At 71.6% G+C, this 22,755-nt stretch carries 24 protein-coding genes and 1 pseudogene; 16 read left to right on the top strand and 9 right to left on the bottom strand.

Features of this window, described 5'->3' with window-relative positions:
• Nucleotides 1–14: 14 nt before the first annotated feature.
• The 3 genes from MTP10_RS23615 to MTP10_RS23625 all read left to right on the top strand — a co-directional run bounded on the left by MTP10_RS23615 (nt 15) and on the right by MTP10_RS23625 (nt 1,629).
• Nucleotides 15–467 (top strand): VOC family protein, encoded by a 453-nt coding sequence (locus MTP10_RS23615; protein ID WP_310711776.1) that lies wholly within the window; start codon nt 15–17, stop codon nt 465–467.
• A gap of 71 nt (nt 468–538) precedes the next feature.
• A complete protein-coding gene (locus tag MTP10_RS23620) occupies nt 539–1,438 on the top strand; it encodes a pyridoxamine 5'-phosphate oxidase family protein (RefSeq protein WP_310711777.1) in 900 nt (299 codons plus the stop codon).
• Complete coding sequence (locus MTP10_RS23625; protein ID WP_310711778.1) at nt 1,435–1,629, top strand: ferredoxin; 195 nt, start codon at nt 1,435–1,437, stop codon at nt 1,627–1,629. The genes MTP10_RS23620 and MTP10_RS23625 overlap by 4 nt, the downstream gene beginning before the upstream one ends.
• 33 nt (nt 1,630–1,662) lie before the next feature.
• On the opposite strand, the pseudogene MTP10_RS42030 reads toward MTP10_RS23625, so the two are convergent.
• The 4 genes and pseudogenes from MTP10_RS42030 to MTP10_RS23640 all read right to left on the bottom strand — a co-directional run.
• A pseudogene (locus MTP10_RS42030) lies at nt 1,663–2,442 on the bottom strand (serine hydrolase domain-containing protein); the annotation flags it as partial.
• Between the two features lie 94 nt (nt 2,443–2,536).
• Entirely contained in the window at nt 2,537–4,873 is a 2,337-nt protein-coding gene (locus tag MTP10_RS23630; RefSeq protein ID WP_310711779.1) for a hypothetical protein, read from the bottom strand.
• 97 nt (nt 4,874–4,970) lie between these two features.
• Nucleotides 4,971–5,570, bottom strand: a complete 600-nt coding sequence (locus tag MTP10_RS23635) for a dihydrofolate reductase family protein (RefSeq protein WP_310711780.1) — start codon at nt 5,568–5,570, stop codon at nt 4,971–4,973.
• Nucleotides 5,567–6,424: a metalloregulator ArsR/SmtB family transcription factor gene (locus MTP10_RS23640; RefSeq protein WP_310711781.1), complete on the bottom strand. Its 858-nt coding sequence runs from the start codon at nt 6,422–6,424 to the stop codon at nt 5,567–5,569. Before MTP10_RS23640 ends, MTP10_RS23635 begins: the two co-directional genes overlap by 4 nt.
• A gap of 161 nt (nt 6,425–6,585) precedes the next feature.
• Between MTP10_RS23640 and MTP10_RS23645 the strand changes: the two genes are divergently transcribed.
• On the top strand, nt 6,586–7,002 hold the full coding sequence (locus tag MTP10_RS23645; RefSeq protein WP_310711783.1) for a YciI family protein: 417 nt from the start codon (nt 6,586–6,588) through the stop codon (nt 7,000–7,002).
• A gap of 183 nt (nt 7,003–7,185) precedes the next feature.
• Nucleotides 7,186–8,241 carry a DUF6596 domain-containing protein gene (locus MTP10_RS23650; protein WP_310711784.1) on the top strand — a complete coding sequence of 352 codons (1,056 nt, stop codon included), beginning with the start codon at nt 7,186–7,188 and terminating at the stop codon, nt 8,239–8,241.
• An 85-nt stretch (nt 8,242–8,326) separates the two neighbouring features.
• Here MTP10_RS23650 and MTP10_RS23655 read toward each other — a convergent pair whose 3' ends face one another.
• A complete protein-coding gene (locus MTP10_RS23655; RefSeq protein ID WP_310711785.1) occupies nt 8,327–9,409 on the bottom strand; it encodes a ketoacyl-ACP synthase III family protein in 1,083 nt (360 codons plus the stop codon).
• Nucleotides 9,410–9,583: 174 nt separating this feature from the next.
• Here MTP10_RS23655 and MTP10_RS23660 point away from each other — a divergent pair, with 174 nt between their 5' ends.
• The 7 genes from MTP10_RS23660 to MTP10_RS23690 all read left to right on the top strand — a co-directional run bounded on the left by MTP10_RS23660 (nt 9,584) and on the right by MTP10_RS23690 (nt 17,182).
• Nucleotides 9,584–10,948 carry a multidrug effflux MFS transporter gene (locus MTP10_RS23660; protein ID WP_310711786.1) on the top strand — a complete coding sequence of 455 codons (1,365 nt, stop codon included), beginning with the start codon at nt 9,584–9,586 and terminating at the stop codon, nt 10,946–10,948.
• 282 nt (nt 10,949–11,230) lie between these two features.
• Nucleotides 11,231–12,049: a nitroreductase/quinone reductase family protein gene (locus tag MTP10_RS23665; protein ID WP_310711787.1), complete on the top strand. Its 819-nt coding sequence runs from the start codon at nt 11,231–11,233 to the stop codon at nt 12,047–12,049.
• A 42-nt stretch (nt 12,050–12,091) separates the two neighbouring features.
• A complete protein-coding gene (locus tag MTP10_RS23670; RefSeq protein ID WP_397334498.1) occupies nt 12,092–12,913 on the top strand; it encodes an urease subunit gamma in 822 nt (273 codons plus the stop codon).
• Nucleotides 12,906–14,816 (top strand): urease subunit alpha, encoded by a 1,911-nt coding sequence (locus MTP10_RS23675; RefSeq protein ID WP_310711788.1) that lies wholly within the window; start codon nt 12,906–12,908, stop codon nt 14,814–14,816. Before MTP10_RS23670 ends, MTP10_RS23675 begins: the two co-directional genes overlap by 8 nt.
• 89 nt (nt 14,817–14,905) lie before the next feature.
• Nucleotides 14,906–15,580: an urease accessory UreF family protein gene (locus MTP10_RS23680; RefSeq protein WP_310711789.1), complete on the top strand. Its 675-nt coding sequence runs from the start codon at nt 14,906–14,908 to the stop codon at nt 15,578–15,580.
• 118 nt (nt 15,581–15,698) lie between these two features.
• Nucleotides 15,699–16,307, top strand: coding sequence for an urease accessory protein UreG (gene ureG, locus MTP10_RS23685; protein WP_310711940.1), 609 nt, complete (start codon nt 15,699–15,701; stop codon nt 16,305–16,307).
• On the top strand, nt 16,304–17,182 hold the full coding sequence (locus MTP10_RS23690) for an urease accessory protein UreD (RefSeq protein ID WP_310711790.1): 879 nt from the start codon (nt 16,304–16,306) through the stop codon (nt 17,180–17,182). Before ureG ends, MTP10_RS23690 begins: the two co-directional genes overlap by 4 nt.
• Before the next feature lie 288 nt (nt 17,183–17,470).
• On the opposite strand, the gene MTP10_RS23695 is transcribed toward MTP10_RS23690, so the two are convergent.
• Entirely contained in the window at nt 17,471–18,151 is a 681-nt protein-coding gene (locus MTP10_RS23695) for a methyltransferase domain-containing protein (protein WP_310711791.1), read from the bottom strand.
• Between the two features lie 49 nt (nt 18,152–18,200).
• Between MTP10_RS23695 and MTP10_RS23700 the strand changes: the two genes are divergently transcribed.
• The 3 genes from MTP10_RS23700 (at nt 18,201) to MTP10_RS23710 (ending at nt 20,197) form a co-directional block, all read left to right on the top strand.
• Nucleotides 18,201–18,839 carry a helix-turn-helix domain-containing protein gene (locus tag MTP10_RS23700; RefSeq protein ID WP_310711792.1) on the top strand — a complete coding sequence of 213 codons (639 nt, stop codon included), beginning with the start codon at nt 18,201–18,203 and terminating at the stop codon, nt 18,837–18,839.
• Between the two features lie 191 nt (nt 18,840–19,030).
• Nucleotides 19,031–19,498 carry a DUF6153 family protein gene (locus tag MTP10_RS23705; RefSeq protein WP_310711793.1) on the top strand — a complete coding sequence of 156 codons (468 nt, stop codon included), beginning with the start codon at nt 19,031–19,033 and terminating at the stop codon, nt 19,496–19,498.
• Nucleotides 19,499–19,573: 75 nt separating this feature from the next.
• The gene (locus tag MTP10_RS23710; protein ID WP_310711794.1) at nt 19,574–20,197 is read left to right on the top strand and encodes a DUF305 domain-containing protein; all 624 of its coding nucleotides are present in this window, start codon (nt 19,574–19,576) and stop codon (nt 20,195–20,197) included.
• A gap of 70 nt (nt 20,198–20,267) precedes the next feature.
• On the opposite strand, the gene MTP10_RS23715 is transcribed toward MTP10_RS23710, so the two are convergent.
• The 3 genes from MTP10_RS23715 to MTP10_RS23725 all read right to left on the bottom strand — a co-directional run bounded on the left by MTP10_RS23715 (nt 20,268) and on the right by MTP10_RS23725 (nt 21,897).
• Complete coding sequence (locus MTP10_RS23715; RefSeq protein WP_310711795.1) at nt 20,268–21,215, bottom strand: M56 family metallopeptidase; 948 nt, start codon at nt 21,213–21,215, stop codon at nt 20,268–20,270.
• Nucleotides 21,212–21,586: a BlaI/MecI/CopY family transcriptional regulator gene (locus MTP10_RS23720; protein ID WP_310711796.1), complete on the bottom strand. Its 375-nt coding sequence runs from the start codon at nt 21,584–21,586 to the stop codon at nt 21,212–21,214. The genes MTP10_RS23715 and MTP10_RS23720 overlap by 4 nt, the downstream gene beginning before the upstream one ends.
• Before the next feature lie 101 nt (nt 21,587–21,687).
• Nucleotides 21,688–21,897 carry a heavy-metal-associated domain-containing protein gene (locus MTP10_RS23725; protein ID WP_310711797.1) on the bottom strand — a complete coding sequence of 70 codons (210 nt, stop codon included), beginning with the start codon at nt 21,895–21,897 and terminating at the stop codon, nt 21,688–21,690.
• A gap of 61 nt (nt 21,898–21,958) precedes the next feature.
• On the opposite strand from MTP10_RS23725, the gene MTP10_RS23730 reads away from it, so the two are divergent.
• A complete protein-coding gene (locus MTP10_RS23730; RefSeq protein ID WP_310711798.1) occupies nt 21,959–22,732 on the top strand; it encodes an FAD-dependent oxidoreductase in 774 nt (257 codons plus the stop codon).
• Nucleotides 22,733–22,755 lie beyond the last annotated feature (23 nt).

Consider the following 22,755-nt stretch of genomic DNA (forward strand, 5'->3'; position numbering starts at 1 on the left):
ATGGAAGGTTCCGCATGAGCACACCTGCCCTGCAGACCGGGCACGTCGGTCTGAACGTGACCGATCTGGCACGTTCCACCGCCTTCTACCGCCAGGTCTTCGGGTTCGAGATCATGGGTGAGCAGACCGACGGCGACCGCAGATTCGCCTTGCTCGGCCGCGACGGCACCCTGCTGGTCACGTTGTGGCAGCAGAGCGGCGGCGTGTTCGCCACCGACCGGCCCGGCCTGCACCACCTGTCGTTCCAGGTGCCCGACATCGAGGCGGTCCGGCGCGCCGAGGCCACCCTGCGCGAACTCGGGGTGCGGCCCTTCCACGAGGGGATCGTCCCGCACGGCGAGGGCGCGTCCTCCGGCGGTGTCTTCTTCGCCGACCCGGACGGCATCCGCTTGGAGATCTATGCGCCGACCGGCGCCGACACCGCACCGGCGCCCACGAAGGGCGCGCCGACCTGCGGCTTCTTCTGACCGATCCGACGGATGCACCTGTGCCCGGGCCGCGCGCCGCGGCCCGGGCCCACGACGGGAAGGGATCGCCCATGCTCCACCCAGGCGAACGCTCAGTACAGCGCCGCGCCGGTCTGACCGCCGACGGATGGGGGTCGGCCGGCGCGGGGGCGGCCATCCCGCCGGTGGCGGCGGAATTCCTCAGGCAGCAGCGCCTCGCGGTGATCGCGGCCGCCGATGACACCGGCGCGGCGTGGGTCAGCGTGCTCACCGGCCCACCCGGGTTCGTCACCGCCCCGGACGACCGCTCCGTCGTCGCGGACCGGCTGCCCGGCGCCGGCGATCCGCTCGCGGGCCTCTTCGACGCCGAGCGGCAGGTGGGCATGCTCATGATCGAGCCGGCAAGCCGGAGACGGATGCGGGTCAACGGCCGGGCCCGCCGGCACGGGAGCCGGCTCCTCGTCCGCACCGAACAGGTGTACTCCAACTGCCCGAAGTACATCCAGACCCGCGCCCACGTCGACGACGTGCCCCCGGGAAGCAGGACGGCGCTCGTCACCGGCGAGCTCACCGCCGGCCAACAGCAGTGGATCGGCACGGCCGACACGTTCTTCGTCGGCACGTATGCGGAGGGACTGGGAGCCGATGCGTCACATCGCGGCGGCAACCCCGGATTCGTCACGGTGGCCGGCAGCCGCCGGCTGACCTGGCCCGACTACGCCGGCAACTCGATGTACATGACGCTGGGCAACCTCGAACTCGAGCCGCGCTGCGGGCTGCTGTTCCTGGACTGGGAGAACGGTCACACCCTGCACCTGACCGGACGCGCCCGCATCGACTGGGACCCTGAGCGGGCGGCAGGGGTGCCCGGCGCGCAACGGCTGATCGACTTCGACGTCGAACGAGCCGTCCAGATCCCCGGTGGCATCCCGCAACGGTGGTCCTTCGGCAAGTACTCCCGGTTCAACCCCACAGCTGAGAAGGACTCATGATGCGCGTCCGTGTCGACATGACCTTGTGCCAGACCCACGCCCAGTGCGTGTTCGCCGCCCCTGAGGTGTTCGCCCTCGACGACGATGACGAGCTGGTGTACGAGGCCACGCCTTCCGACGCGCTGCAGCCCGCCGTGGAGGAGGCGGCTCGCGCCTGCCCCGTGCAGGCCATCCTGCTGGACGACGGCTGACCGGCGCGGCGCATCGCGATAGCCGGCGTGCGATCGGACCCCGATGCCCCAGGCGTAGTCGAGGGGTGTTCCGTCATCGAGGCGTCCAGGGGTCTGCAGGAGTGCCGAGATGCCGAGTTCGTCGGCGTTGAGCGCCTGGCTCCAGCGCAGCAGATCGCCGACGGTGCTCCACACGCCACCGTCGCCCAGGGACAGCGGGGCGGGATGAGGGCGGACAAGCGGCGCGGCGCCGGGAGGCGTGGGATCGGCCCCTGCCCAGAAGCACGTATCGGCCATCGCCAGCGGGGTGAACAGCTGACGCAGGGCGAACTCGGGCAGCGGCCGGTTCACCACTCGCTCCACCACGGCGGCAAGGCAGACATAGCCGGCGTTGGAGTAGACATGCTCGGCGCCCGGCCGGCGATCCGACGCCGGGAACCGGGCGAGAGCCTGGATGACGCCCTGGCTGGTCCGGTCGGCGTCATCGGTCATGAAGGCATCGATGGCGGAGTCGGCCGGGATACCCGACGTGTGATGGACGAGGTGCCGGAGCCGGACGGCGTCCGCCCATGCGGGCAGCTCGGGCAGCCAGTGCGACAGAGAGGACTCCATGTCCAGCTCGCCCTGCCGGGCGAGCAGCGCCGCGCAGGCAGCGGTCAGCTGCTTCGACAAGGAGGCCGCGTAGGTGAGCGTCGTCGCGCCCAGGGGGTCACCGCGGAGCGTCCGCCCCTGGGCCAGTAGGAGGGGTGGCCGGCCACCGTGCCGTATCCCGACCACGATCGGTTCGTCGAAGCGGTAGCCGGCCCTGGCTACAAGATGGTGCAACTGGGACATGTGACTGAATCATGGCCTGATCCGGTCAGCGGCGCAGCTGCTCGTTCCTGATGAGGGACGCCCCCCATCTGACGCCATGCCTTGGCAGGCGTGCTCACCGCCTGGGCGGCTTGCGGTATGTGATCGGCTTGTCCCCCTTGCCGGGGAACGCCATGATCAGCAGGCGTTGGCCGCCCTCGTGCGGTCCCTGCCACCTGAACCAGTCGTAGTGCACGCGGATCCGGTAGTGACCCGCGCGGCCGTCGAGCGACAGGTCGGGGAACTTCGTCCCGCTCATGTCGTCCCTGAGCACGATCTCGCCGGTGGGGCTTTCGTAGCCGACCTCGACGACCTGGTCCCAGCCCTTGGTCTCCACCGGCGGACGGCGGCTGTAGGTCTCCACCGTGACGCAGAGACGGTAGTCGGAGTGCGTGCGGATCATCAGGTGGCCGGGGAGGGCGGCCACCAGGCCGTCGGCACCGGCCTGATCGAGCGAGTCGTCCTCGAACGGGTCCCCTCCGTCCTCGGTCGGCTCGTACGTCTCCACGACCCCGTAGTCCGTCCACTGGGGTTCCTTCATGCGGATCGCCGTGGCCGGCTCGACGAGCGGGCGGTGGCGCGGGCTCGAGTCGCACATGCGCTGCGCGTCGGCCTGCCACTCCCGCATCTCCCGGTCCTGACTGGCCGCCGCGGCCTCGACCGCGGCGCGGGCGCTGGGGCAGATCTCCGCGAGCGGGTGGGTCAGGGCGTCGCGCTTCAGCCCCTCCGTCGCCTGGAGGCGGGCGACCTCCTGGGGATCGTTGCGGGTGTAGACGCCGCACAGCCGGCGGGCGTGGGCGAGGATCACGGCGTCGGGCGTGGCGGCGGCGAACTTGATCAGGTCGGCCTGCCGGAGGGAGCACACGAATCGCTGGTCCCGGGTGAGCTCGGGCCGCTCGCGCTCGCGCGACCGCGACCACGTCTCGCGCGGATCACAGTCCTCGGCCGCGGTGACCGGGCCGCGGGCCTGGTCGGCCACGGGCACGAAACCGAGCGCGACCAATGTGGCGAGCCCGGCCGGCAGCACGTGGTGGCGTACGCGCCGGGCGGGCGCGGCCGGGTACAGCGACAGCAGGAGCAGGGCGGAGGCGAGCAAGGCCGCGCTGTACCACGACGGTGAGATGCCGAAGAAGAGCTCACCGTCCTCTCCCTGGGAGAACAGCCCCTCCGGATAGATCTGCGTGCCTTCGTAGAAGAAGTCGCCGAACTCTCCTGACACCCGCGTCGCCGTGAGCGCGCTGACGAAGCCCACGGCCGCGGCGATGGTCAGCGTCAGCGCCGCGAACCGCACGACGCGGCGGGTCCGGCGCAGGACGGCGGCCAGGATCAGCAGCGCCGGGCCGCCGACACCGACGAAGACGTCCAGGACGAGCCACGTCAGGGCGTTCCCGCTGCCCCCGTTCAGGCGGACGGTCTCCTCGACGACGCCCCTCGGGCCGATCCAGAGATACCTGCCGTGCGCGAGGTTGACGGCGGCGGGGATCAGCGGGAGCACGATCGCCACGGCGGGCAGCGGCCATCGCCTGGCCGCCGGCCGCGCCGGCGCCTGCCGGGGTACCGGCGGTGGAAGGGGGTTCGCCAGCTCGTGGGCGGTCCTGGCGTCCCACACCAGCCCGAAGACGCTGACGGCGCCGAGGAGCGCATAGACCCTGAAGATCTCGGGGAACCCGCCGCCGAAGGAGACGACCCCGTTCGGCTGGAGAACGGACAGCACCTGCGCGATGACGCCTGTCCGGACGGTCGCCGCGCTCCAACGGGGATCCCTGGCCTGGGCTGCCAGGATCGACACGGACCACGCCAGCCAGACATAGCCGTACCCGTCGGCAAGAGCGAAGATCCTCGCGACGGAGTACAGGTCGAAAGCCCCCGTGATCTCCTGGCCGATGCTGCTCACGCCGGCGACGGTCCCGACGACGAGCGAGAACAGCCGCGGCCCGCGGGAGACGGTGTCACGGAGCACCAGGAAGAACAGCCCCACGATGGCCAGCTGCACCAGACCGGAGACGATCCCCGTCACCGACCAGAACCAGTGGATCTCCCAGGCGAGAACCAGCGGAGCGCTCGCGATGCCGATCAGGCCGTTGCCGACGCCCAGGTACAGGGCGAGCCGCAGCAGGCCGACCGCCCCGCCCCGGGGCGCCGGCTCGCCGCCGGCCCGCCCGCGCAGCACCTGCCACAGGGCCCACGCCTGAAGTGCCCCGATGAGGATCAGGACGACTGCCAGCCCCCACGAGACGCTGATTGTGTCCTCGCCGAGGCCGGGGAACCAGCTCATACCGGAGTCGCGGGTGACGACGTTCCAGAGAAGGTCGCCCCGGCCGGTGGTCAGCGCGAAGGCGCCCAGCACCGTGACTGCGGCCAGGTAGCCGAGCGCGATCAGGGCGGCGATCCTGCCGAAACGGTAGCGACGCATGGCCATCTCTTGGGGGGCGGAGCCGTCAAAGCGCCCAACCTAGCGAGCCATCAGGAAGTTGATCAAGTCGTGGCGGGTGCGCGGTCGGCCGACCGGCTCAGCGGACCCGGTCGTAGACCATGGCGATCTCACCCAGCTCGCCGGTCTCCTGGTGGGTGAGGATCCACTTCGAAGCCGGCAGGCCGTCGTCGAACAGTCGCTGCCCGCCTCCGGTGATCTCGGGGCAGATCATGAGGTACAGCCGGTCGAGCAGGTCCGCCGACAGGAGCGGCTTGATGACGCTCGGGCTGCTGTTGACGAGGATGTCGCCCGCACCGGTGGTCCTGAGGTCGGTGACGACGTCCGCGGCGGGGGCGTTCACCACGCGGGTGCGTTCCCACGGGGCTTCCGTCAAGGTGGTCGAGAGGACCACCTTCTCCGTGTCGACCAGCCACTTGGCGTATCCGCGATCACGCGGATCGGCGTTCTCGTCGGCGGCGACCGACGGCCAGAATCCCATGAATCCCTCGGCGTTGATCCGGCCGAGCAGCGCCGTCGTCGCGCCCTCCCAGATGCGGTTCATGTGGTTTCGCGCGACTTCCGTGATCACATACGGTGCGAACGCCCCGAAGTCGCTGGGCCCGCCGGGACCGTGGTAACGCCCGTCGAGGGAGAGGCTGAGGTTGGCGGTCACCCTGCGACCGGCCGGGTTCGTCATTTCGTGCTCCTTGTATCGGTGTCGTGCTCGGTGTCGCGCAGGTCCGCGGCGAGGGTCGCCGCGAGCTTGTCGAGGCTCTGGCCGAAGCCGATCTCGATGCCTGCGATGAAGTCCGCGGAGCCGACGGTGCTGCCGGTGATCCGCCAGTGGACGTCGAGGTCCGTGCCGGTGCTGCTGGGCCGGAGGTCGAGGTCGACGTGCGAGGTGAAGGCGAGGCTCCCGTCGGGCAACAGCGGGGAGAGCCGGTACGCGAGGCGCGCCCCCGGGTGTACGTCGTCCACGACGCCCTCCGCGCGCCCGGCGACCACGTCGGAGCCGTCGGCGTCCTCGGCATCGCGGTACTCGTGGATGATCCGCCCACCCGGTCGCGCCTCGAACACCAGCTCGGAGACGCGCAGGTCGTCAGGCGTCCACCAGCGGACGAGCAGGGGCGCCTCGGTGAGGTGGCGCCAGACCAGCTCGGGGGGTCCCGTCAGCGACCGGGAGAACCGGAACGAGCGGCCGTCGGCCCACCCCGGCTCCTTCGCGGCGAACCGCTCCGCGTCGAGGCTGAGCCCGTAGCGGTCGTACGTCTCGCGCGGGCCGCCGGCCTGGTCGGCGGTGTCGGCGAGCCGGCCGAGGGCGGCCGCCAGGTCGCGCAGGGGGGCGGGCTGGAGCGCGTAGACGCGGCGCTGGCCGGTGCGGTGAGAGGTGACGAGGCCGGCACGCTCAAGAGTCTGCAGGTGCTTGGTCGTCTGCGGCTGGCGCGCCTGGGCGAGCTGGGCGAGGACGCCGACCGGCCGGGGCCGCTCGGCCAACAGGCTCACGAGCCGCCAGCGGGCCGGGTCGGCCAGTGCGGTGAGGAGTGCGTCCATGCGGAGAAGTATTCTCTACAACGAATATTCTTGTCAAGGAATATCTAGAGCCGGAACGCGTCCGGTGGCGCATCTGGCGCGACGCGGGCAGGCTGGGGCCGCAGGACGATGTCCGAAACGGCGCCTCGGCTCCGACGTCCCTGCTGAGAGAAGGGAAACCGATGAAGTACATGATCCTTTCGTACGCCTCCCAGCAGGACTACGACGCCATGTCGGGCAAGGACACCGGCAAGCCGGCCTGGGCGCAGGAGGACGTGGCGGCCATGGTGCAGTTCATGGAGACGGTCAACCGGGAGCTGGAGGAGTCCGGCGAACTGGTCGAGACCCGTGCGCTGGCGGCGCCCGTACACACCCGCAGGCTCGGCTCCCGCGGCGGCGCCGGCTTCGTCACCGACGGCCCCTACGCCGAGACCCAGGAGGTCCTGGCCGGTTACTGGATCGTCGAGTGCGAGAGCTTCGACCGGGCCACCGAGATCGCCGGCCGCCTGGGACAGTGCCCGTACCCGGGCGACACCTACAACGACGCCTACGCCGACATCCGGCCCATCAGCGAGTCCGCCGGAGACATGGGGTTCTGATCGACACCGCCGCGGCCGAGAACCTGCTGCGCGACCTGGCGCCGCAGGTCCTCGGCGCGCTCGTACGCCGGTACGGGCATTTCGACATTGCCGAGAACGCCGTCCAGGAGGCGCTGCTGGCCGCCGCCACGCAGTGGCCCGAGGAGGGCCTGCCGGGACGACCCGCGGGCCTGGCTGATCACGGTGGCCGCGCGCCGGCTGACCGACCTGCTCCGCAGCGAGCAGGCGCGCCGGCGCCGCGAGGACGCGATGGCCGCCAGGGCGCTGCCGGGCGACTGGCTGGCGCCGGCTGCCGACCAGCCGCTCGCCGCCTCGGACGACACGCTCGTGCTGCTGTTCATGTGCTGTCACCCGTCGCTGTCGCCGACGTCCCGGATCGCGCTCACCCTGCGGGCGGTCGGCGGCCTGACCACCGCGGAGATCGCCCGCGCGTTCCTGGTCCCCGAAGGCACCATGACGCGCCGCATCACCCGCGCCAAGCAGCGCGTCAAGGACAGCGGCGTGCCGTTTCGCCTGCCCCGCGCGTCCGAGCGCGCCGAACAGCTCGGCGTGGTGCTGCACGTGCTCTACCTCGTCTTCAACGAGGGATACGCCAGCACGTCGGGGCCCGATCTGCAGCGGGCGGAGCCGGCCGCGGAGGCGATCAGGCTGACCCGCATGGTCCACCGGCTGCTGCCGGACGACCCCGAGGTGGCCGGGCTGCTCGCGCTCATGCTGCTCACCGACGCCCGGCGGCAGGCACGCACCGGCACTGACGGGGCGATGATCCCGATGGCCGAGCAGGATCGCAGCCTCTGGAACTCCGCCCAGATCGAGGAAGGCGTCGAACTCGTCACCGCGGCACTCACTCAGGGGCCGCCGGGACCGTATCAACTGCAGGCCGCCGTCGCGGCCCTGCATGACGAGGCGCGGAGCGCGGAGGAGACCGACTGGCCGCAGATCACGGCGCTGTACGAGCTGCTGATGCGGATGTCGGACAATCCCATGGTGGCGCTCAACCACGCGGTCGCCGTGGCCATGTCCCGCGGCCATGAGGCCGGCCTCGAGCGCCTCGAAGGACTCCGCTCCGACGGGCGCGTCGCGGGTGATCATCGGATGGACGCGGTCCGCGCGCACCTGCTGGAGATGGCCGGCGACCTGGCGGCGGCGCGGGACGCGTACGAGGCGGCGGCCAGGCGCGCCATGAGCTTTCCCCAGCGGCGCTACCTGCATGCCAGGGCCGCCCGGTTGCGGGACTGACGGGCCTGTCGTGAGCGGCTCCGGCCTGTGACGGCGGCCGGGAAGCTCGGCGAGCGGGGGCCGAGCTCGCCGGGCTGCCTGCGCGTCAGCTGTGGCCGGCCGGGTCGTCCGTGGGACGGGGGCCGCCGGGCCCTTCGGAGGCGTACTCCGCGGGGATGTCGAGGATCCGCAGGACGGCGCAGGCCAGGGTCTTGCCGGCACCCACCCCGATGAGCAGCACGTAGTCGCCGGGGGCCAGCGCCCCGTCGGCCAGCAGGTGGTCGAGGGCGACGAACTGGTCGCTGACCCCGAGGTGCCCGATGCCGGCGCCGTAGTCCCAGGTGGTGTCGGCCAGGGTCAGCCCGAACCAGCTCGCCCGCTCCTCCACGTTGTCCCAGCGCCCGTGAGGGAACGCCACGCGCTCCACCTCGTCGAGCGTGATCCCCGCCTCCTTGAGCGTCCGCTCCACCAGCTCCATCAGCGCCCTCTGCATCGCCAGCATGACGCCGGCGCCGTCGCGGGCCAGCAGTCGCTTGCGGAACTCACGGTGCCGGGCGGCGAAGTCGAGCGGCCGGCCCACGGTCGCGTCCGGCGGGAACATCGGCACCCCGCCGTCGTTGACCGACTCGGCTTCCGGCAGCACGGTCACGTTGACCGACCGCACCTGCGCGAAGCCCGGGTCCGTGGTGACCAGCAGCGCGCACCCGGCGTCGCCCACCACGTAGCCCTCGATCATGCGCCACCGGTCGACCAGCGGGCTGCCGTGATTGTCGGCCCCGACCAGCAGCGCCGTGCCGCCCGGCCGCAGGTACCCGGCGGCGAGCTGCAGCGCGCCGAACATCCCGCAGCATCCCTGCCGCAGCTCGACGGCCAGGACGTCGCCGCCGACCAGGTGCTGCTGCAGGTAGTACTGCGGCTGCCAGCCCTCCGGCCCCTGATGCCAGACGTCGGCGTACAGCATGAGGTCCAGGTCGCGCGGTGACATCCCGCCGGAGCGCCCGAACGCATGCCGGGCCGCCCGCAGCGCGAGCTCCGGAGCCGGTACGTCGCCCGCCACCGCCGCACCGCGGAGGCGGAAGTACTCCATCTCGCCGGCTGGATAGCGGCCCTCGGCGACGGCCGTCTCGATGCTGACCACCGGTGGCAGATGGACGCCGATACTGCGCAGGTAGATGTCGGATGTACGCATCCGTCCTCCTTCAGCGCGGCATGCCGCGGCGCGGACGTGGTGGAACGAACAACCCTCTGCAGGGAAGGACGAGCCTGCTGGAAGAGCTGCCGGGGTGCCGATCACGGGCCGGCGACACGTATGACGGCCTCGCGACCTGAACGTTGACAGATGTGTCCTGGGCGGTCAGCGCCGATGGTAATCGGAGAGATCATCCATGACCAGTGGTGTCATTCTTCGGACGAACCATGGATAATCTTCACCGCCGATGATCACCGGCGTGCCGGAGCGGAGACAGCGATCGCGGGCCAGGTCTGTCGGGCGGCGTGCCGACACAGTGGGGCCACCGGCCGGAAGCACACCAGCCGGCTCATTCTCGTGCTCGCGGGCCTCACCGCGGTCGCTCCCCTGTCCGTCGACATGTACGTGCCCGGCTTCCCCGGCCTGGCCAGATCCTTCGGCGCCCCGGCCTCCTCGGTCCAGCTGTCCCTGACGGCCTTTCTCGTCGGGCTCGCCGCGGGGCAGCTGCTCCTGGGCCCGGTCAGCGACGCGGTGGGCCGCCGCCGCGTCCTGCTGGCCGGCGCCGCGCTGTTCACGGTGCTGTCGCTGGCCTGCGCCGTCTCCCCCAGCATCGAGATCTTCGACGCCGCGCGGCTGTTGCAGGGCGTCGCCGGGGCGGCGGGCATGGTGGTCGCCCGGGCCGTGCTCACCGACCGCTTCCACGGCACCCCGGAGGCGGGTCGTCGCTTCGCGACCCTGTCCGCGATCGTGTTCATGGCACCGGTGGCCGCGCCGGTGCTCGGCGGAGCCATCCTCGGCATCGGCTCCTGGCGCCTCGTCTTCACCGCGCTGGCGGGCTTCGGCGTCCTGCTGATCGCAGGGCTCCTCGCCTGGGTGCCGGAGAGCCTGCCCGCCGCCCGCAGGCGATCGGGCGGGGTGAGCGGCGTGGTCAAGGCCATCGCGATGCTCGCCGGGCGGCCCGCCCTCGTGGGGTACGTGCTCGCCTCGTCCTTCACCGGGGCCGCGCTCTTCACCTACATCGCCGGCTCGACGTTCGTCTTCCAGGACGTCTACGGCCTCTCGGCCACGCGGTACAGTCTCGTCTTCGCCGCCAACGCCCTTGGCATGCTGGCCTCCAGCGTCCTGTTCGGCCGCCTGTCCGCCCGCGTCCGGCCAGGCACCCTGTTCGTCGCGGGGCTGGCCGTGTCCGGCACCGGTACGGCGGCCCTCGTCGCGTCGCTGGCCACGACCGGCGGTTCCTTCGCCGCCACCTGGGCCTGCCTGTTCGTCACCGTCGCCGGCCTCGGCACGGCGCTGCCCGCCACCACGACCATCGTCCAGTCACTCGGCCACGACGCTCCAGGAGCGGCCTCCGGCCTGCTCGGCGGCAGCCAGTTCATCCTCGGCGCGGCCGCCTCCCCCCTGTCGGGTCTCCTCGGGAACGGCCGCACGGTCTCCATGGCGGTCATCATGCTGGCCGCCTTCGGCCTCGCCGCGCTGTCCCTCAGCCTGGTGCACGGCGCTCGGGGGCGTGCGGCCACCTGGCGGCTTCGCCACTGAAAGGCGGTCCGCTGCGGAGTTCGTACGGCTTGACACATCTTTCCGAATGTGGGCGTAATAGCCGCCGCGTCGCGTGTCGCCGCCGGGAGGACGGACGGAGGCATGGAGGCGCCGAATCAAAGGGGATGACACCGTGGCCACTCACACCGTCGGTCGTGCCTGAGCACACCGCGCCCGCGCGTCGTCCCATGCCCCTTGCGGTGTCGTAGCACCCGCTCGCGTCGGCATACCCGTGCGGGTCTCCCATGTCATCGACACCCGCAACAAGGAGCCGTACTCAGCATGCCCATGGACTTCAACCAGCAGATCATCGACGAATACCGCGCCAACAAGGGCCAGGTCGGCGGCCCCTTCGAAGGAGCCCGCCTGCTCCTGCTGACCACCGTGGGCGCCAGGACCGGCGCCGAGCACACCACGCCGCTGGGCTGCCTGCCCGACGGCGACCGCATGCTCGTCATCGCCTCGGCCGGCGGCTCGCCCCGGCATCCGGCCTGGTATCACAACCTGCTCGCCAACCCGCAGGTCACCGTGGAGGACGGCGTCTGGACCTACCAGGCCAAGGCGGTCGTGCTGGAGGGCGAGGAACGCGAGCGCGTGTTCGCCCGCGCGGTCGAGGCGGATCCGGGTTGGGGCAGGTACCAGGAACAGTCGGGCCGTGTCCTGCCGGTGGTGGCGCTGATGCCGATCGCCTTCCGGCCGCCCGCCGGCGCTCTCGGCGACGCGCTGATCACCATGCACGACGGTTTCCGCCGCGAGCTGGCCCTCATCCGCGCGGAGGCGGCCCGGTCGGGGCCCCGCGTGGCCGCGCAGCTGCGCGTCAACTGCCTGACCATGTGCCAGGGTCTGCACGGCCACCACTCGAAGGAGGACGCGTACATGTTCCCGGGCCTGGAGAGCCGCCATCCGGAGCTGGCCGCGGTGATGGCACGGCTGCGGGCCGAGCACGAAGTGGTCGCACGGCTGCTCGACGAGCTCCAGGCTCTGCTGGCCGCCGACGATGTCGCCCCTGAGACCCTGCTGAGCGGGGTGAACCGGCTCACCCAGGAGGTGGAGGCCCACCTGGACTACGAGGAGGAGCAGCTCGTACCGCTGCTGAACTGATCTTCCGGAGTGCCGCGGAGGCCGGCCGGAGCGCGGTCGCCGGTGGCCACGGCCGCCGGCTCACCCCCGCTGCCGGAGGTCTCCTCGCCGCCGTGGCAACGCACCCCTCACCACTGCGCCATATCACTGTCAGTGATCATCACGTTACGTTCGGTACGCAGGACGGTGGTGATCGCCAAGTCCCGGGACGACCCCCGGGAGCAGAGCGAAGGTGAGGTGGCCGAGATGCATCTGACTCCGCACGAACAGGAACGCCTGCTGATCCATGTGGCCGCGGACGTGGCCCGCAAGCGGAAGGAGCGGGGAGTTCTCCTCAACTACCCGGAGGCGGTCGCGCTGATCACGGCGCATGTGCTTGAGGCGGCCCGGGACGGCAAATCCGTTCACGAGCTCATGACCGCCGAAGAGAAGATCCTCTCCCGTGACGACGTCATGGAGGGCGTCCCTGAGATGATCACCGACATCCAGATCGAGGCGACGTTCCGCGACGGCACCAAGCTGGTCACCATCCGGGCCCCCTTCGCCGAAGCGGAAGCGGAGACGCTGATCCATCCGGGGAAGATCGACCATCCTGAGGGCGCCGCGGAGGTGGCCTTCAACGAGGGTCGCGAGATCACGACGGTGACCGTCACCAACAGCGACGACCGTCCCGTCCAGGTGGGCTCGCACTACCACTTCTACGAGGCCAATCCCCGCCTCAGCTTCGACCGCTCCGCCGCCTACGGCAAGCGCCTGCACATTCCCGCCGGCAGTTCCGTCCGGTTCGAGCCCCGGTGCACCCGGACGGTGCAGCTCGTGCCCATCGAGGGCAGGCGCATCGTGGCCGGCCTGCGCGGCGAGGTCGGAGGGCGGCTCGATGGATGAGTCCCTGACGGACACATCGGCGGACCAGCCCGCCGAGCCGGTGGCGGAGGCATCGTCGCCGGACGGCGGGCCGGGACCGGAGATCCCGACGATCGAGCAGCCCCTCACCCGGACGCAGTACGCCGACCGGTTCGGCCCGACCGTCGGTGACCGCATCCAGCTGGCAGACACCAACCTGCGGATCGAGATCAGCGAGGACTGGTCGGGTGGTCCGGGACGCAGCGGCAACGAAGTCATCTTCGGCGGCGGCAAGGTGATCCGCGAGTCGATGGGGCAGTCGTGCGCGCCGCGCGACTCCGCGAGGTTCGGCGCCCCGCAGCCACCTGACACCGTCATCACCGGCGCGGTCATCCTGGACCATTGGGGCGTCGTCAAGGCCGACGTGGCCATCCGCGACGGCCGGATCGTCGCGCTCGGCAAGGCCTACAACGACGAGACCATGGACCGCCTGCACGACGGGCACGAGCGGGCCACGGACTTCCTGATCGGCCCCGAGACCGAGGTCGTCGCGGGCAACGGCAAGATCCTCACCGCGGGCGGAATCGACACCCACGTGCACTTCATCTGCCCCGAGCAGGTCCGCGAGGCCCTCGCCGCGGGCGTCACCACCCTGATCGGCGGCGGCACCGGCCCCGCCGAAGGCAGCACCGCCACCACCGTCACGCCCGGCGCCTGGCACATCGCCCGGCTGTTCGAGGCGCTGGACGCCTTCCCGGTCAACATCGGGCTGCTCGGCAAGGGCAGCACCATGTCCACCGAATCCCTCTACAACCAGGTGGAGGCCGGCGTCCTCGGGTTCAAGATCCACGAGGACTGGGGGGCCACCCCGGCCGTCCTGCGCCGCTGCCTGGAGGTATGCCGGGCGACCGGCGTCCAGCTGGCCCTGCACGCCGACTCGCTGAACGAGGCGGGCGCGGTCGCCGACACCATCGAGGCCATCGGCGACCACCCGATCCACGTCTTCCACGTCGAGGGCGCCGGCGGCGGCCACGCCCCCGACATGATCACCATGGCCGGCCTGCCGAACGTGCTGCCCGCCTCCACCAACCCCACCCGCCCCTTCACCGTCAACACGGTCAAGGAGCACATCGACATGGTGATGGTCTGCCATCACCTCAACCCGCTGGTGGAGGAGGACCTGGCCTTCGCCGAGTCGCGGATCCGGCCCTCCACGATGGCCGCCGAGGACATCCTGCACGACCTCGGCGCCATCTCGATCATGTCGTCGGACGCCCAGGCGATGGGACGCATCGGCGAGATGATCATACGGACGTGGCAAACCGCGCACGTGATGAAGGCCAGGCGCGGCCCGCTGGAGGGCGACCGGGCCGGCGACGCCGGGGCCGACAACCACCGCGCCCGCCGCTACGTCGCCAAGTACACGATCAACCCGGCCATCGCGCACGGCATCGATCACGAAGTGGGCTCGGTCGAGGTGGACAAGCTCGCCGACCTGGTGCTGTGGGAGCCGAAGTTCTTCGGGGTCAAGCCGCATCGGGTCATCAAGGGCGGCCAGATCTCCTACGCGCAGGTGGGCGACGCCAACGCCTCCATCACCACCCCGCAGCCGGTCCTGCCCCGGCCCATGTGGGGGGCCACGGGGCGGGCGCCGGGCGCCAACGCGGTCAACTTCGTCACCGAACAGGCCATCAGGGCCGGCTTGGCCGAACGGGTCAAGGTGAGCAAGGAGTTCAAGGCGATCCGCGACACCCGCAAGGTCTTCAAGGCCGACATGCGGGAGAACAACGCCTGCCCCGCCATCCGCATCGATCCCGACACCTTCGAGGTGGAGATCGGCGGAGCGGAGGCCAAGGACGTCAAGGCCGAGATCGACGACCAGCTCGTCGACGGCCATCAGTTCGCCGACACGCTGCCCATGGCCCAGCGGTACTTCCTCTTCTGATCACCGCCGCCTGATCGACCGCCGTGACAGCCCCATGACGGGTGACCCACGAGGATCGACCGGCGTGAACGAAAGGTGAGCCACGCACGATGAGCCGCGCCGCCCTGCTCGTCCTGGCCGACGGCCGTTTCCCCGCCGGGGGGCACGCCCATTCCGGTGGGGCCGAGGCGGCCGTCACCGCGGGACGCGTGCGTGACGTGGCGAGCCTGCAGGAGTTCTGCCGCGGCCGGCTGCACACCAGCGGCCTGGTCGCGGCAGGGCTCGCGGCCGCGGCCGCAGCCGGGTACGACCCGCTGCTGCTGGAGGAGGCGGCCGACGCCCGCACGGCCGCCCCCACCCTGCGGCAGACGTCGCGCAGGCTCGGGCGGCAACTGCTGCGGGTCTCCCGGGCCGCCTGGCCCTGCGCCGAGCTCGACGCCCTCGCCGCGGCACGGCCGCGGGGCGCTCACCAGCCTGTGGTCCTCGGCGTGGCGGCCCGCCGCGCGGGGCTTACCCCGCTGGACGCCGCGTACGTGGCGGCGTACGAGAGCGTCGGCGGCCCGGTCACCGCGACCGTCCGCCTGCTGCAGCTGGACCCTTTCGACGCCGCCGCAGTCCTGGCCCGCCTGGCCGCCGACATCGACCACGTCGCGGCCCGGGCGGCCGAGGCCGCCCAGCGCGTCCACGCCGACGGGCCCGCCGCGCTGCCGGCCGTCTCCGCGCCGCTGCTCGACATCGCCGCCGAGCAGCACGCCGCCCGCCCCGTCCGTCTGTTCGCCTCCTGACCAAGCCTTCGACCCTCCGGGAGCAGTCATGCATCTCCACCACAGCGGTACCTTCCCCGAAGGCCACGTCCACGGTCCCGGCGGCTCCTTCGAGCGTCCCGGCGGCCGCCGTCGCGCCATGCGCATCGGCCTCGGCGGGCCGGTCGGCTCCGGCAAGACCGCCACCGTCGCCGCCCTGTGCCGGGCGCTGCGCGAGGAGTTGTCCATCGCCGTCGTGACCAACGACATCTACACCCGCGAAGACGCCGAGTTCCTGCTGCGCGAGGCCGTCCTGCCCGCCGAGCGCATCACCGCGGTCGAGACCGGCGCCTGCCCGCACACCGCCATCCGCGACGACATCTCCGCCAACCTCGAAGCCGTCGAGGACCTGGAGGACCACCTCGGCCCGCTCGATGTGATCCTCGTCGAATCGGGCGGCGACAACCTCACCGCGACCTTCTCCAAGGGCCTGGCCGACGCCCAGATCTTCGTCATCGACGTCGCCGGCGGCGATGACATCCCCCGCAAGGGCGGCCCCGGCCTGACCGCCTCCGACCTGCTCGTCATCAACAAGACCGACCTCGCCCCTCACGTCGGCGCCGATCTGGCGGCCATGGCCCGCGACGCCAAAGCCCAGCGCGGCGACCTGCCCACCGTCCTGACCGCGGTCAAGACCCCGGGCGGCATCACACCCGTGGCCGACTGGGTCCGCCGGTGCCTGGCCGATTGGACCGGTGGCCCCGCATGACCCTCGCGCCCTCTCCGCCCGCAGCGGCCCAGCGCACCGCGCCCGGCGTCCGCGCCACCGCCCGCATCCGGGCGACCCGCGCGCGCGAGGCCACCGTCCTGCCCGTCCTCGCCGGTGACGGCCCCTTCGACCTGCGCCGCGCCCGCCCGCACGGCAACCAGGCACGAGTGTGCATTCTGGGCACCATGAGCGCCCCCCTCGGCGGCGACCGGCTGCGCATCGAGGCCACCGCCGAACACGACGCCCACCTGCACATCACCACCGCCGCCGCCACCATCGCCCTGCGCGGCCCCACCACCGAGCACGCCACCTACGACGTGCGCCTGGCCGTGGCCGAGCGGGCCAGCCTGCACTGGCTGCCCCGGCCGCTCATCTCCGCCGCCCGCAGCAACCTGCGCCAGAGCTGCACCATCGACCTCGCCGCGACCGCACGACTCCTCCTGCGTGAAGAAATCGTCCTCGGCCGTGTCGGCGAGCCGCCGGGCCGGCTCGCCACCCGCCTCACCGTCCGCCGCGACGGACGCTCCCTGCTGGAACAGCACACGATGTACGGCGCCGGCGCGCCCGGCTGGGACGGCCCCGCCGTCCTTGCCGGCCACCGCGCCGTCGGCCAGATCCTCGTCGTCGACCCGGCTTTGGAACGGCAACCGCCCCACGCCCGGCTGCTCGGCGACGACCCGGCAACCGGCCAGGCCGTGCTGGCCCCCCTGGCGGGCCCCGCCATCCTCGTCACGGCTCTGGCCCCCGACACGCTGCACCTGGACCGCCTGCTGGACGCGGCGCAGCAGGTCTTGCGAGCCGTCGCCCCGTCTCCGCAGCCGGCCACGGCTGACCAGCACAGCGTGGAGGCGTGCTCGCCGGCCCGTCCGGTGTGAACAGGTGAACGCCGCCGCGCTCGGCTCGCCGGCCCATCGGCAACGGCCTCCCTCATCAACGGCTTGCAGGCGCGGCGGCTCTTCGACCGCGACTCGGCCGCTGGCACGGAACCGGTCAGGGAGCGGCGACGTCGATGTTCTTGGCCTGCATGTCCTTGTTGTTGAACATCCTCCTGCCCATGGCCCTGGTCCAATTGGTCAGTCACCTTGGCAGGCCGTTCCAGACCGGGGAGATGACCGGCCCAGGGCGGTTCGAGATGCCGCGCGGAAACCCGCGACCGAAGATCGCTAGGCGTCGCGGCGCAGCGTGAACCAGAAGGTCGGCACCGGGTTGGTGCCCGGTGTGACGTCGAGCAGCTCCCAGCCGGCGAACCTGGCGCGGAGTTCGTCGGCTGTGACGCCCGCCGCCCACGACTTGACCTCGGGGATCGGATTGCCGAGCGGCTCGGGGCCGTACCCGAACATCAGCAACCGCGCTCCCGGGGCGGCGCGGTGGGTGAGCCCGGCGGCGTAGGCGTCACGGCGGTGCAGCGGGATCCCGCAGTAGCAGCTCAGATCGAAGAACAGGTCGAAGGGGCCGGGCACGTCCAGCTCGCCGAGGCGGGTGGCGTCTCCGTGCAGGAGGCGGACCGCCACCCTGGCCGCCTCGGCCTTCTCCCTGGCCTGATCGACGGCGCTGTCGATCAGGTCGACGGCCGTCACCTCCCAGCCGTGTCGTGCGAGGTAGATGGCGTTGGTCCCCGTGCCGCAGCCGAGTTCGAGGGCGCGGCCGGGCGGCAGCGCGCCGTGCCCCTCTACCAGGGCGACCAGTTCGGGCGGCGTCACGCCGGTGTCCCACGGTGCCTTGCCGGTGCGGTAATAGGCCTCCAGCGCGCGATGGACGGACTCCTCCTCCTGGTCTCGCTGCGTCGGGGTCACGTCCAGGTCGGGCCTCTGGGCGGCGGCGGGCTGGTCCATCGTCTCCTCCAAGTTATTAGAGTTGAACTCTAGTGGCATGCACTAGAGATACACTCGCCGTATGGATGGAGTCAAGCGGACGGACAAGCGAGCCGAGCGCTCACGCCGCACCCGCGAGAAGATCGTCGAGGCGGCTCGCGAGCTGTTCGTCGCGCAGGGTTACGGGGCGACGAGCCTGCAGGAAGTGGCGGACCGGGCGGGCGTGGCCGTCCAGACGGTCTACTTCGTCTTCCACAACAAGCGCACGCTGTTCAAGGACGTGGTCGACACGTCCATCGCCGGGGACGCCGAGCCGGTCGCCACCATGGATCGTGAGTGGTTCCGCGCCGCGTGCGCCGAGCCCACCGCAGCCGGGCAACTGCGCGCGCACGTCCACGGCACCCGCGAGATCCTGGGCCGGGTCGCCCCGATCATGCCGCTGATCGCGGCTGCCGCGGCCACCGACCCTGAGATCGCCGCGCAATGGCCGGACGGCCCCGACCCGCGTTACACCGTGCAGTACGCGGCGGCCGAGGCCCTGGCCGGCAAGCCCGACGCCCGTCCCGGCCTCTCCGTCGAGATGGCGGCGGACCTGCTGTTCGGCCTGCTCAGCCCGCAGCTCTACCTGATCTTCGTCCGCGACCGCGACTGGTCACCGGACACGTGGGAGGAGTGGGCCCGCACCGCCTTGACCTCCCAGCTCTGCGCCGATCCCGGCTGAGCGGGCGGACGTTTCACGATCGTCCGCCGGCCGCGAGGCCGGCGACCGACCACCGGGCCGGCCTCCCGCGGGCGGGGGGCCTGCCTGACGTACCGCTCTAGTACTATCGGTCATAGTTGTCAGCGACCGACGTCCATGACGGGTGGTCGGTTTCTCGAACACCAGGCAGCGGCAGCGGGAGGAGGGGGCACATGGGCGGATCGGCCCGGCGCCTGCCTCTTTCCTGGCTGCGATGGCTGCTGCCGGTCGTTCTCGCGCTGGGTGTGTGGGGCATGCACACGCTGGGGCACGTGTCCTCGCACCACGGCCAGGCCACCGCTTCGAGTTCGCACGCTCCGGCGGACGCGGGCAAGGCGGCGAGGACGGCGCCCGGCGAGACGATGCCGATCCACCGCACCAGCATCGAGCCGATCCCGTCCGCCGACGCGTCCAGTGGACTCTCGGCCGGCTCTGGATCACCGCCATGGCTCGATCCGACCGTCGTGTGCCTGGCCGTGCTGTCCTCGGTCGTCGTTCTGCTGCTCATGGCGGCACAGGCGGCGGCCTGGCGGTGGATGCGGAAGATCGCCGGCAGCACAACCTGGGCCGGCGGGGTGGCCAGGTCGCCCCCGCGCCGCCTGGCACCGCCCCTGGCGAGCCTCTCGGTGATGCGTACTTAGGCCGAGCCATCCCCGGACGACCTGGCGGTCGACCGGGACGCAGGCTCATGTACCTCGTTCACCAGAGAGAGCACCATGTTCATCGACATCAGGAAGAACTTCGCTGCCGTGATCACGGCGGGAGCCGTGCTGGCCCTGCTCACGGCGTGCGGGGGCACGGACAACGGCTCCATGGGCGGACACGACGCCTCCACCATGTCCGGCAGCGCACCCGCCACGACCACGGCGAGCGCGCGGCCGGAGGCCGTGGCCAACGACGCGGACGTCATGTTCGCGCAGATGATGATCCCGCACCACCAGCAGGCCGTCGACATGGCCGACCTGGCCGGCACCCGGGCCGCGGACAAGACGGTCAAGGACCTGGCGGAGAAGATCAGAGCGGCCCAGGATCCGGAGATCCGGACCATGCAGGGCTGGCTCACCGCCTGGGGCAAGCCGATGCCCTCCGGCGGCATGAGCCACGGCATGCCCGGAATCATGTCCGAGGAGGACATGACGAAGCTGGAGAAGGCCGAAGGCACCGCTTTCGACAAGCAGTTCCTGCACCTGATGATCCTGCACCACACCGGGGCGATCGAGATGGCACGCACCGAGCAGTCACAGGGTTCCAACCCGGAGGCGAAGGAGCTCGCCAGGACCATCGAGACCGCCCAGCAGGCCGAAGTCGAGCAGATGAGGAAGATCCTCGCCCGGCTGTAGGCGTGAACATCGGCTGCCCGGGTCGCTCCCGGGCAGCCGGCGGGCCTGTCGCCGCAGGCGAATCGGCAGGTCAGAGCGTGAGGAGCGAATGGCAGTGGTGGGCGAGGAAGGAGCTGAAGCCGGGCACCAGCGCGACCGCCGCCGGGCCCGCGAGCAGCATCGCCACCGTCAGCAGCCCGGCGACGCGCTCGCGGCGGCCGAGCGGCGCTTCGGGGTTCAGCATGCGGCGCACGCGCGTGAGCGCCGTCTCGCCGCCCGCGCCGAGCGTGGCGGCGGGCGCCCGGCCGGTGGCCAGGCGGACCAGTGCGGCGGCGAGCTGCGCGCGGGGATGACGGCGGGCGGCGACGTCGTCGGCCAGCAGCTCGATCAGCCAGGCGATCTCCGTCCTGCCCCGCTCGAACAGCGGCACGCCGGGAAACGCCCTGGCCAGGGCCTCCGCACCGGCGAGCGCGAGGTGATGGCGGCCGCGCAGGTGCGCCCGCTCGTGCTCCAGCACCGCGGCGACCTGCTCGGGCGCCAGCGTGCGCAGCGCACCGGTGGTGATGACCGCCTGGGCGCGCCTCCCGGGCACGCAGTACGCCAGCCTCTCCTCGTGGTCGATCACGATCGCGTCCAGGCCGGCGTCGCGCCGGCCCAGCAGGGCGAGCAGCGCCGCGTGCTCGCGACGCTCCATCGCGGCTCGGAGCAGGACAACCGCACCGCAGCAGGCCACCCTTGCCGGCACCGCACCCGCCACGAGCAGGACCGCCACGCCCGCCGCGCTCAGCCCGGAACCGTCGTTCAGCATGGCGGCACACACCTCGAACAGCCCGGCCAGACCGTGCCCCACCATGTCGGCGGGAACGGCGAAGGCCAGCGCGGCGAGCACGGCGGACGCGACCACCGACACGCCCGCCGCCTGCCACAACACGATCGCCAGCCGCGGCGCCCGGTCCGCCCAGCTCGCGACCCAGCCGGGCCTGGGCAGCCAGATCGCGGCCACGATCGTGTAGAGCGCCAAAATTACGGCGGCGCTCATGCCGGCCGCCCCTTGGGCGGGAAGACCTGCAGCGCCGCCTCCAGCGCGGCGGCCTCCTCGGGTGTGAGCCGCTCGAGGAAGTGCACGAGCGTGGCGGCCTGGTTGCCGCCGCCCGCGAGCACAGTGCGCATCAGGTCGGCGGTGTACGCCTCCTTGGAGGCGACCGGCTCATAGACGTAGGCCCGGCCGACCGGCCGGCGCTTGAGCAGACCCTTGGTGTGCAGCTTGTCCATCACGGTCATCACGGTGGTGTACGCGATCGTCCGCTCCTGCTTGAGGTCCTGGAACACCTCGCGGACGGAGGCCGGCCGGCGTCGGGCCCACATCCGATCCATGATCGCGGACTCGAGCTCGCCCAGACCTCGTATCATGCCGCCGATGCTACCGGCGATCGTAGACGCGGCTGTCGCGGTGGCCCGGGCGGCGCCGCGCCTACGTGGAGGGGAGCCCCGATCAAGGATCGGCTCGGTGCTCAGCCGGCGACCACCTCGTAACCGGCCTCTTCCACGACATCCCTGATCCGCTCGTCGTCGAGCGGGCCATCCGAGGTCACGGTCACCTGGCCGGTCGCCAGTTCGACATCCACCGAGGAGACCCCGGCGACCTTGCCGATCTCGGTCGTCACCTTGCCGGCACACCCGCCGCAGGTCATCCCGGACACCTTGTACGTGCTCGTGCTCATCACCATGCCTCCCTTGTTCATACCCCTACCGGGTAATGGTCATGCGAGAGGGTACGCCGCGATGATCGCAGAGGCAAGGGGCAGGATCACCATTGTCGGCGCATCCCTGGCGGGCCTCCGGGCCGTGCAGGCGCTGCGCCGGGAGGGCTTCGAGGGCGACGTCACACTGGTCGGCGCCGCGCCGTATCCCATGCATGCCGGGCTGGGTGAGGAGGCCTCACGCTGGCTGGCCGCGCACCATGAGCGCAACGGCGTCGAGCTCGTCTCCCAGGCGCGGGTCACCGCCGTGGACGGCGGCCTGGTACTGCTCAGCGACGGCCGTTCCCTCGCCGCGGACCTGGTCGTCGGCGGCATGGGCGTGGTGCCGAACACCGAGTGGCTGGACGGCGCCCTGGCCGTGAACGACGGCGCGCTGTGCGGACCGACGCTGTTCGCCCAGGGCGCGGACAACATCGTGGCCGCAGGGGACGTCGCACGCTGGCCGCACGGTCTCTTCGGCGGGGAGATGGTGCGCGTCGAGCACTGGTCCAACGCCAACGAGCAGGGCGCGGTCGCCGCCCGCAACCTCCTGACCGGACCGGAGAACGCCCAGCCATTCCTGGAGGTGCCGAACTTCGCCACCCATGTGCACGGCGCCCGCATCCAGACGGCGGGGCTGCCGCATCTCGCGGACTCGGCGAGCATCGTCACCGGCTCACCGGAAGAAGATCGCTTCGCTGTGGCGTTCACCCGGGACGGTGTGCTGGTGGGCGCCCTCGCCGTCAACTCCCCCAAGGAGCTGATCAAGCTCAAGCGGGCGATCACGGCACGCGAAACCGCCGCCCGCGACGCTTAGGAGGCCGCGCCGGCACTACTATG

The sequence above is a fragment of the Nonomuraea sp. 3-1Str genome, assembly GCF_031570565.1.
In the GTDB taxonomy this organism is placed as follows: domain Bacteria; phylum Actinomycetota; class Actinomycetes; order Streptosporangiales; family Streptosporangiaceae; genus Nonomuraea.

Coding starts and splice junctions, on each gene's coding strand:
- MTP10_RS23615 (WP_310711776.1), top strand. CDS start 15: ATGAGCACACCTGCCCTGCAGACCGGGCACGTCGGTCTGAACGTGACC.
- MTP10_RS23620 (WP_310711777.1), top strand. CDS start 539: ATGCTCCACCCAGGCGAACGCTCAGTACAGCGCCGCGCCGGTCTGACC.
- MTP10_RS23625 (WP_310711778.1), top strand. CDS start 1,435: ATGATGCGCGTCCGTGTCGACATGACCTTGTGCCAGACCCACGCCCAG.
- MTP10_RS23630 (WP_310711779.1), bottom strand. CDS start 4,873: ATGCGTCGCTACCGTTTCGGCAGGATCGCCGCCCTGATCGCGCTCGGC.
- MTP10_RS23635 (WP_310711780.1), bottom strand. CDS start 5,570: ATGACGAACCCGGCCGGTCGCAGGGTGACCGCCAACCTCAGCCTCTCC.
- MTP10_RS23640 (WP_310711781.1), bottom strand. CDS start 6,424: ATGGACGCACTCCTCACCGCACTGGCCGACCCGGCCCGCTGGCGGCTC.
- MTP10_RS23645 (WP_310711783.1), top strand. CDS start 6,586: ATGAAGTACATGATCCTTTCGTACGCCTCCCAGCAGGACTACGACGCC.
- MTP10_RS23655 (WP_310711785.1), bottom strand. CDS start 9,409: ATGCGTACATCCGACATCTACCTGCGCAGTATCGGCGTCCATCTGCCA.
- MTP10_RS23660 (WP_310711786.1), top strand. CDS start 9,584: ATGGTAATCGGAGAGATCATCCATGACCAGTGGTGTCATTCTTCGGAC.
- MTP10_RS23665 (WP_310711787.1), top strand. CDS start 11,231: ATGCCCATGGACTTCAACCAGCAGATCATCGACGAATACCGCGCCAAC.
- MTP10_RS23675 (WP_310711788.1), top strand. CDS start 12,906: ATGGATGAGTCCCTGACGGACACATCGGCGGACCAGCCCGCCGAGCCG.
- MTP10_RS23680 (WP_310711789.1), top strand. CDS start 14,906: ATGAGCCGCGCCGCCCTGCTCGTCCTGGCCGACGGCCGTTTCCCCGCC.
- ureG (WP_310711940.1), top strand. CDS start 15,699: ATGCGCATCGGCCTCGGCGGGCCGGTCGGCTCCGGCAAGACCGCCACC.
- MTP10_RS23690 (WP_310711790.1), top strand. CDS start 16,304: ATGACCCTCGCGCCCTCTCCGCCCGCAGCGGCCCAGCGCACCGCGCCC.
- MTP10_RS23700 (WP_310711792.1), top strand. CDS start 18,201: ATGGATGGAGTCAAGCGGACGGACAAGCGAGCCGAGCGCTCACGCCGC.
- MTP10_RS23705 (WP_310711793.1), top strand. CDS start 19,031: ATGGGCGGATCGGCCCGGCGCCTGCCTCTTTCCTGGCTGCGATGGCTG.
- MTP10_RS23710 (WP_310711794.1), top strand. CDS start 19,574: ATGTTCATCGACATCAGGAAGAACTTCGCTGCCGTGATCACGGCGGGA.
- MTP10_RS23715 (WP_310711795.1), bottom strand. CDS start 21,215: ATGAGCGCCGCCGTAATTTTGGCGCTCTACACGATCGTGGCCGCGATC.
- MTP10_RS23720 (WP_310711796.1), bottom strand. CDS start 21,586: ATGATACGAGGTCTGGGCGAGCTCGAGTCCGCGATCATGGATCGGATG.
- MTP10_RS23725 (WP_310711797.1), bottom strand. CDS start 21,897: ATGAGCACGAGCACGTACAAGGTGTCCGGGATGACCTGCGGCGGGTGT.
- MTP10_RS23730 (WP_310711798.1), top strand. CDS start 21,959: ATGATCGCAGAGGCAAGGGGCAGGATCACCATTGTCGGCGCATCCCTG.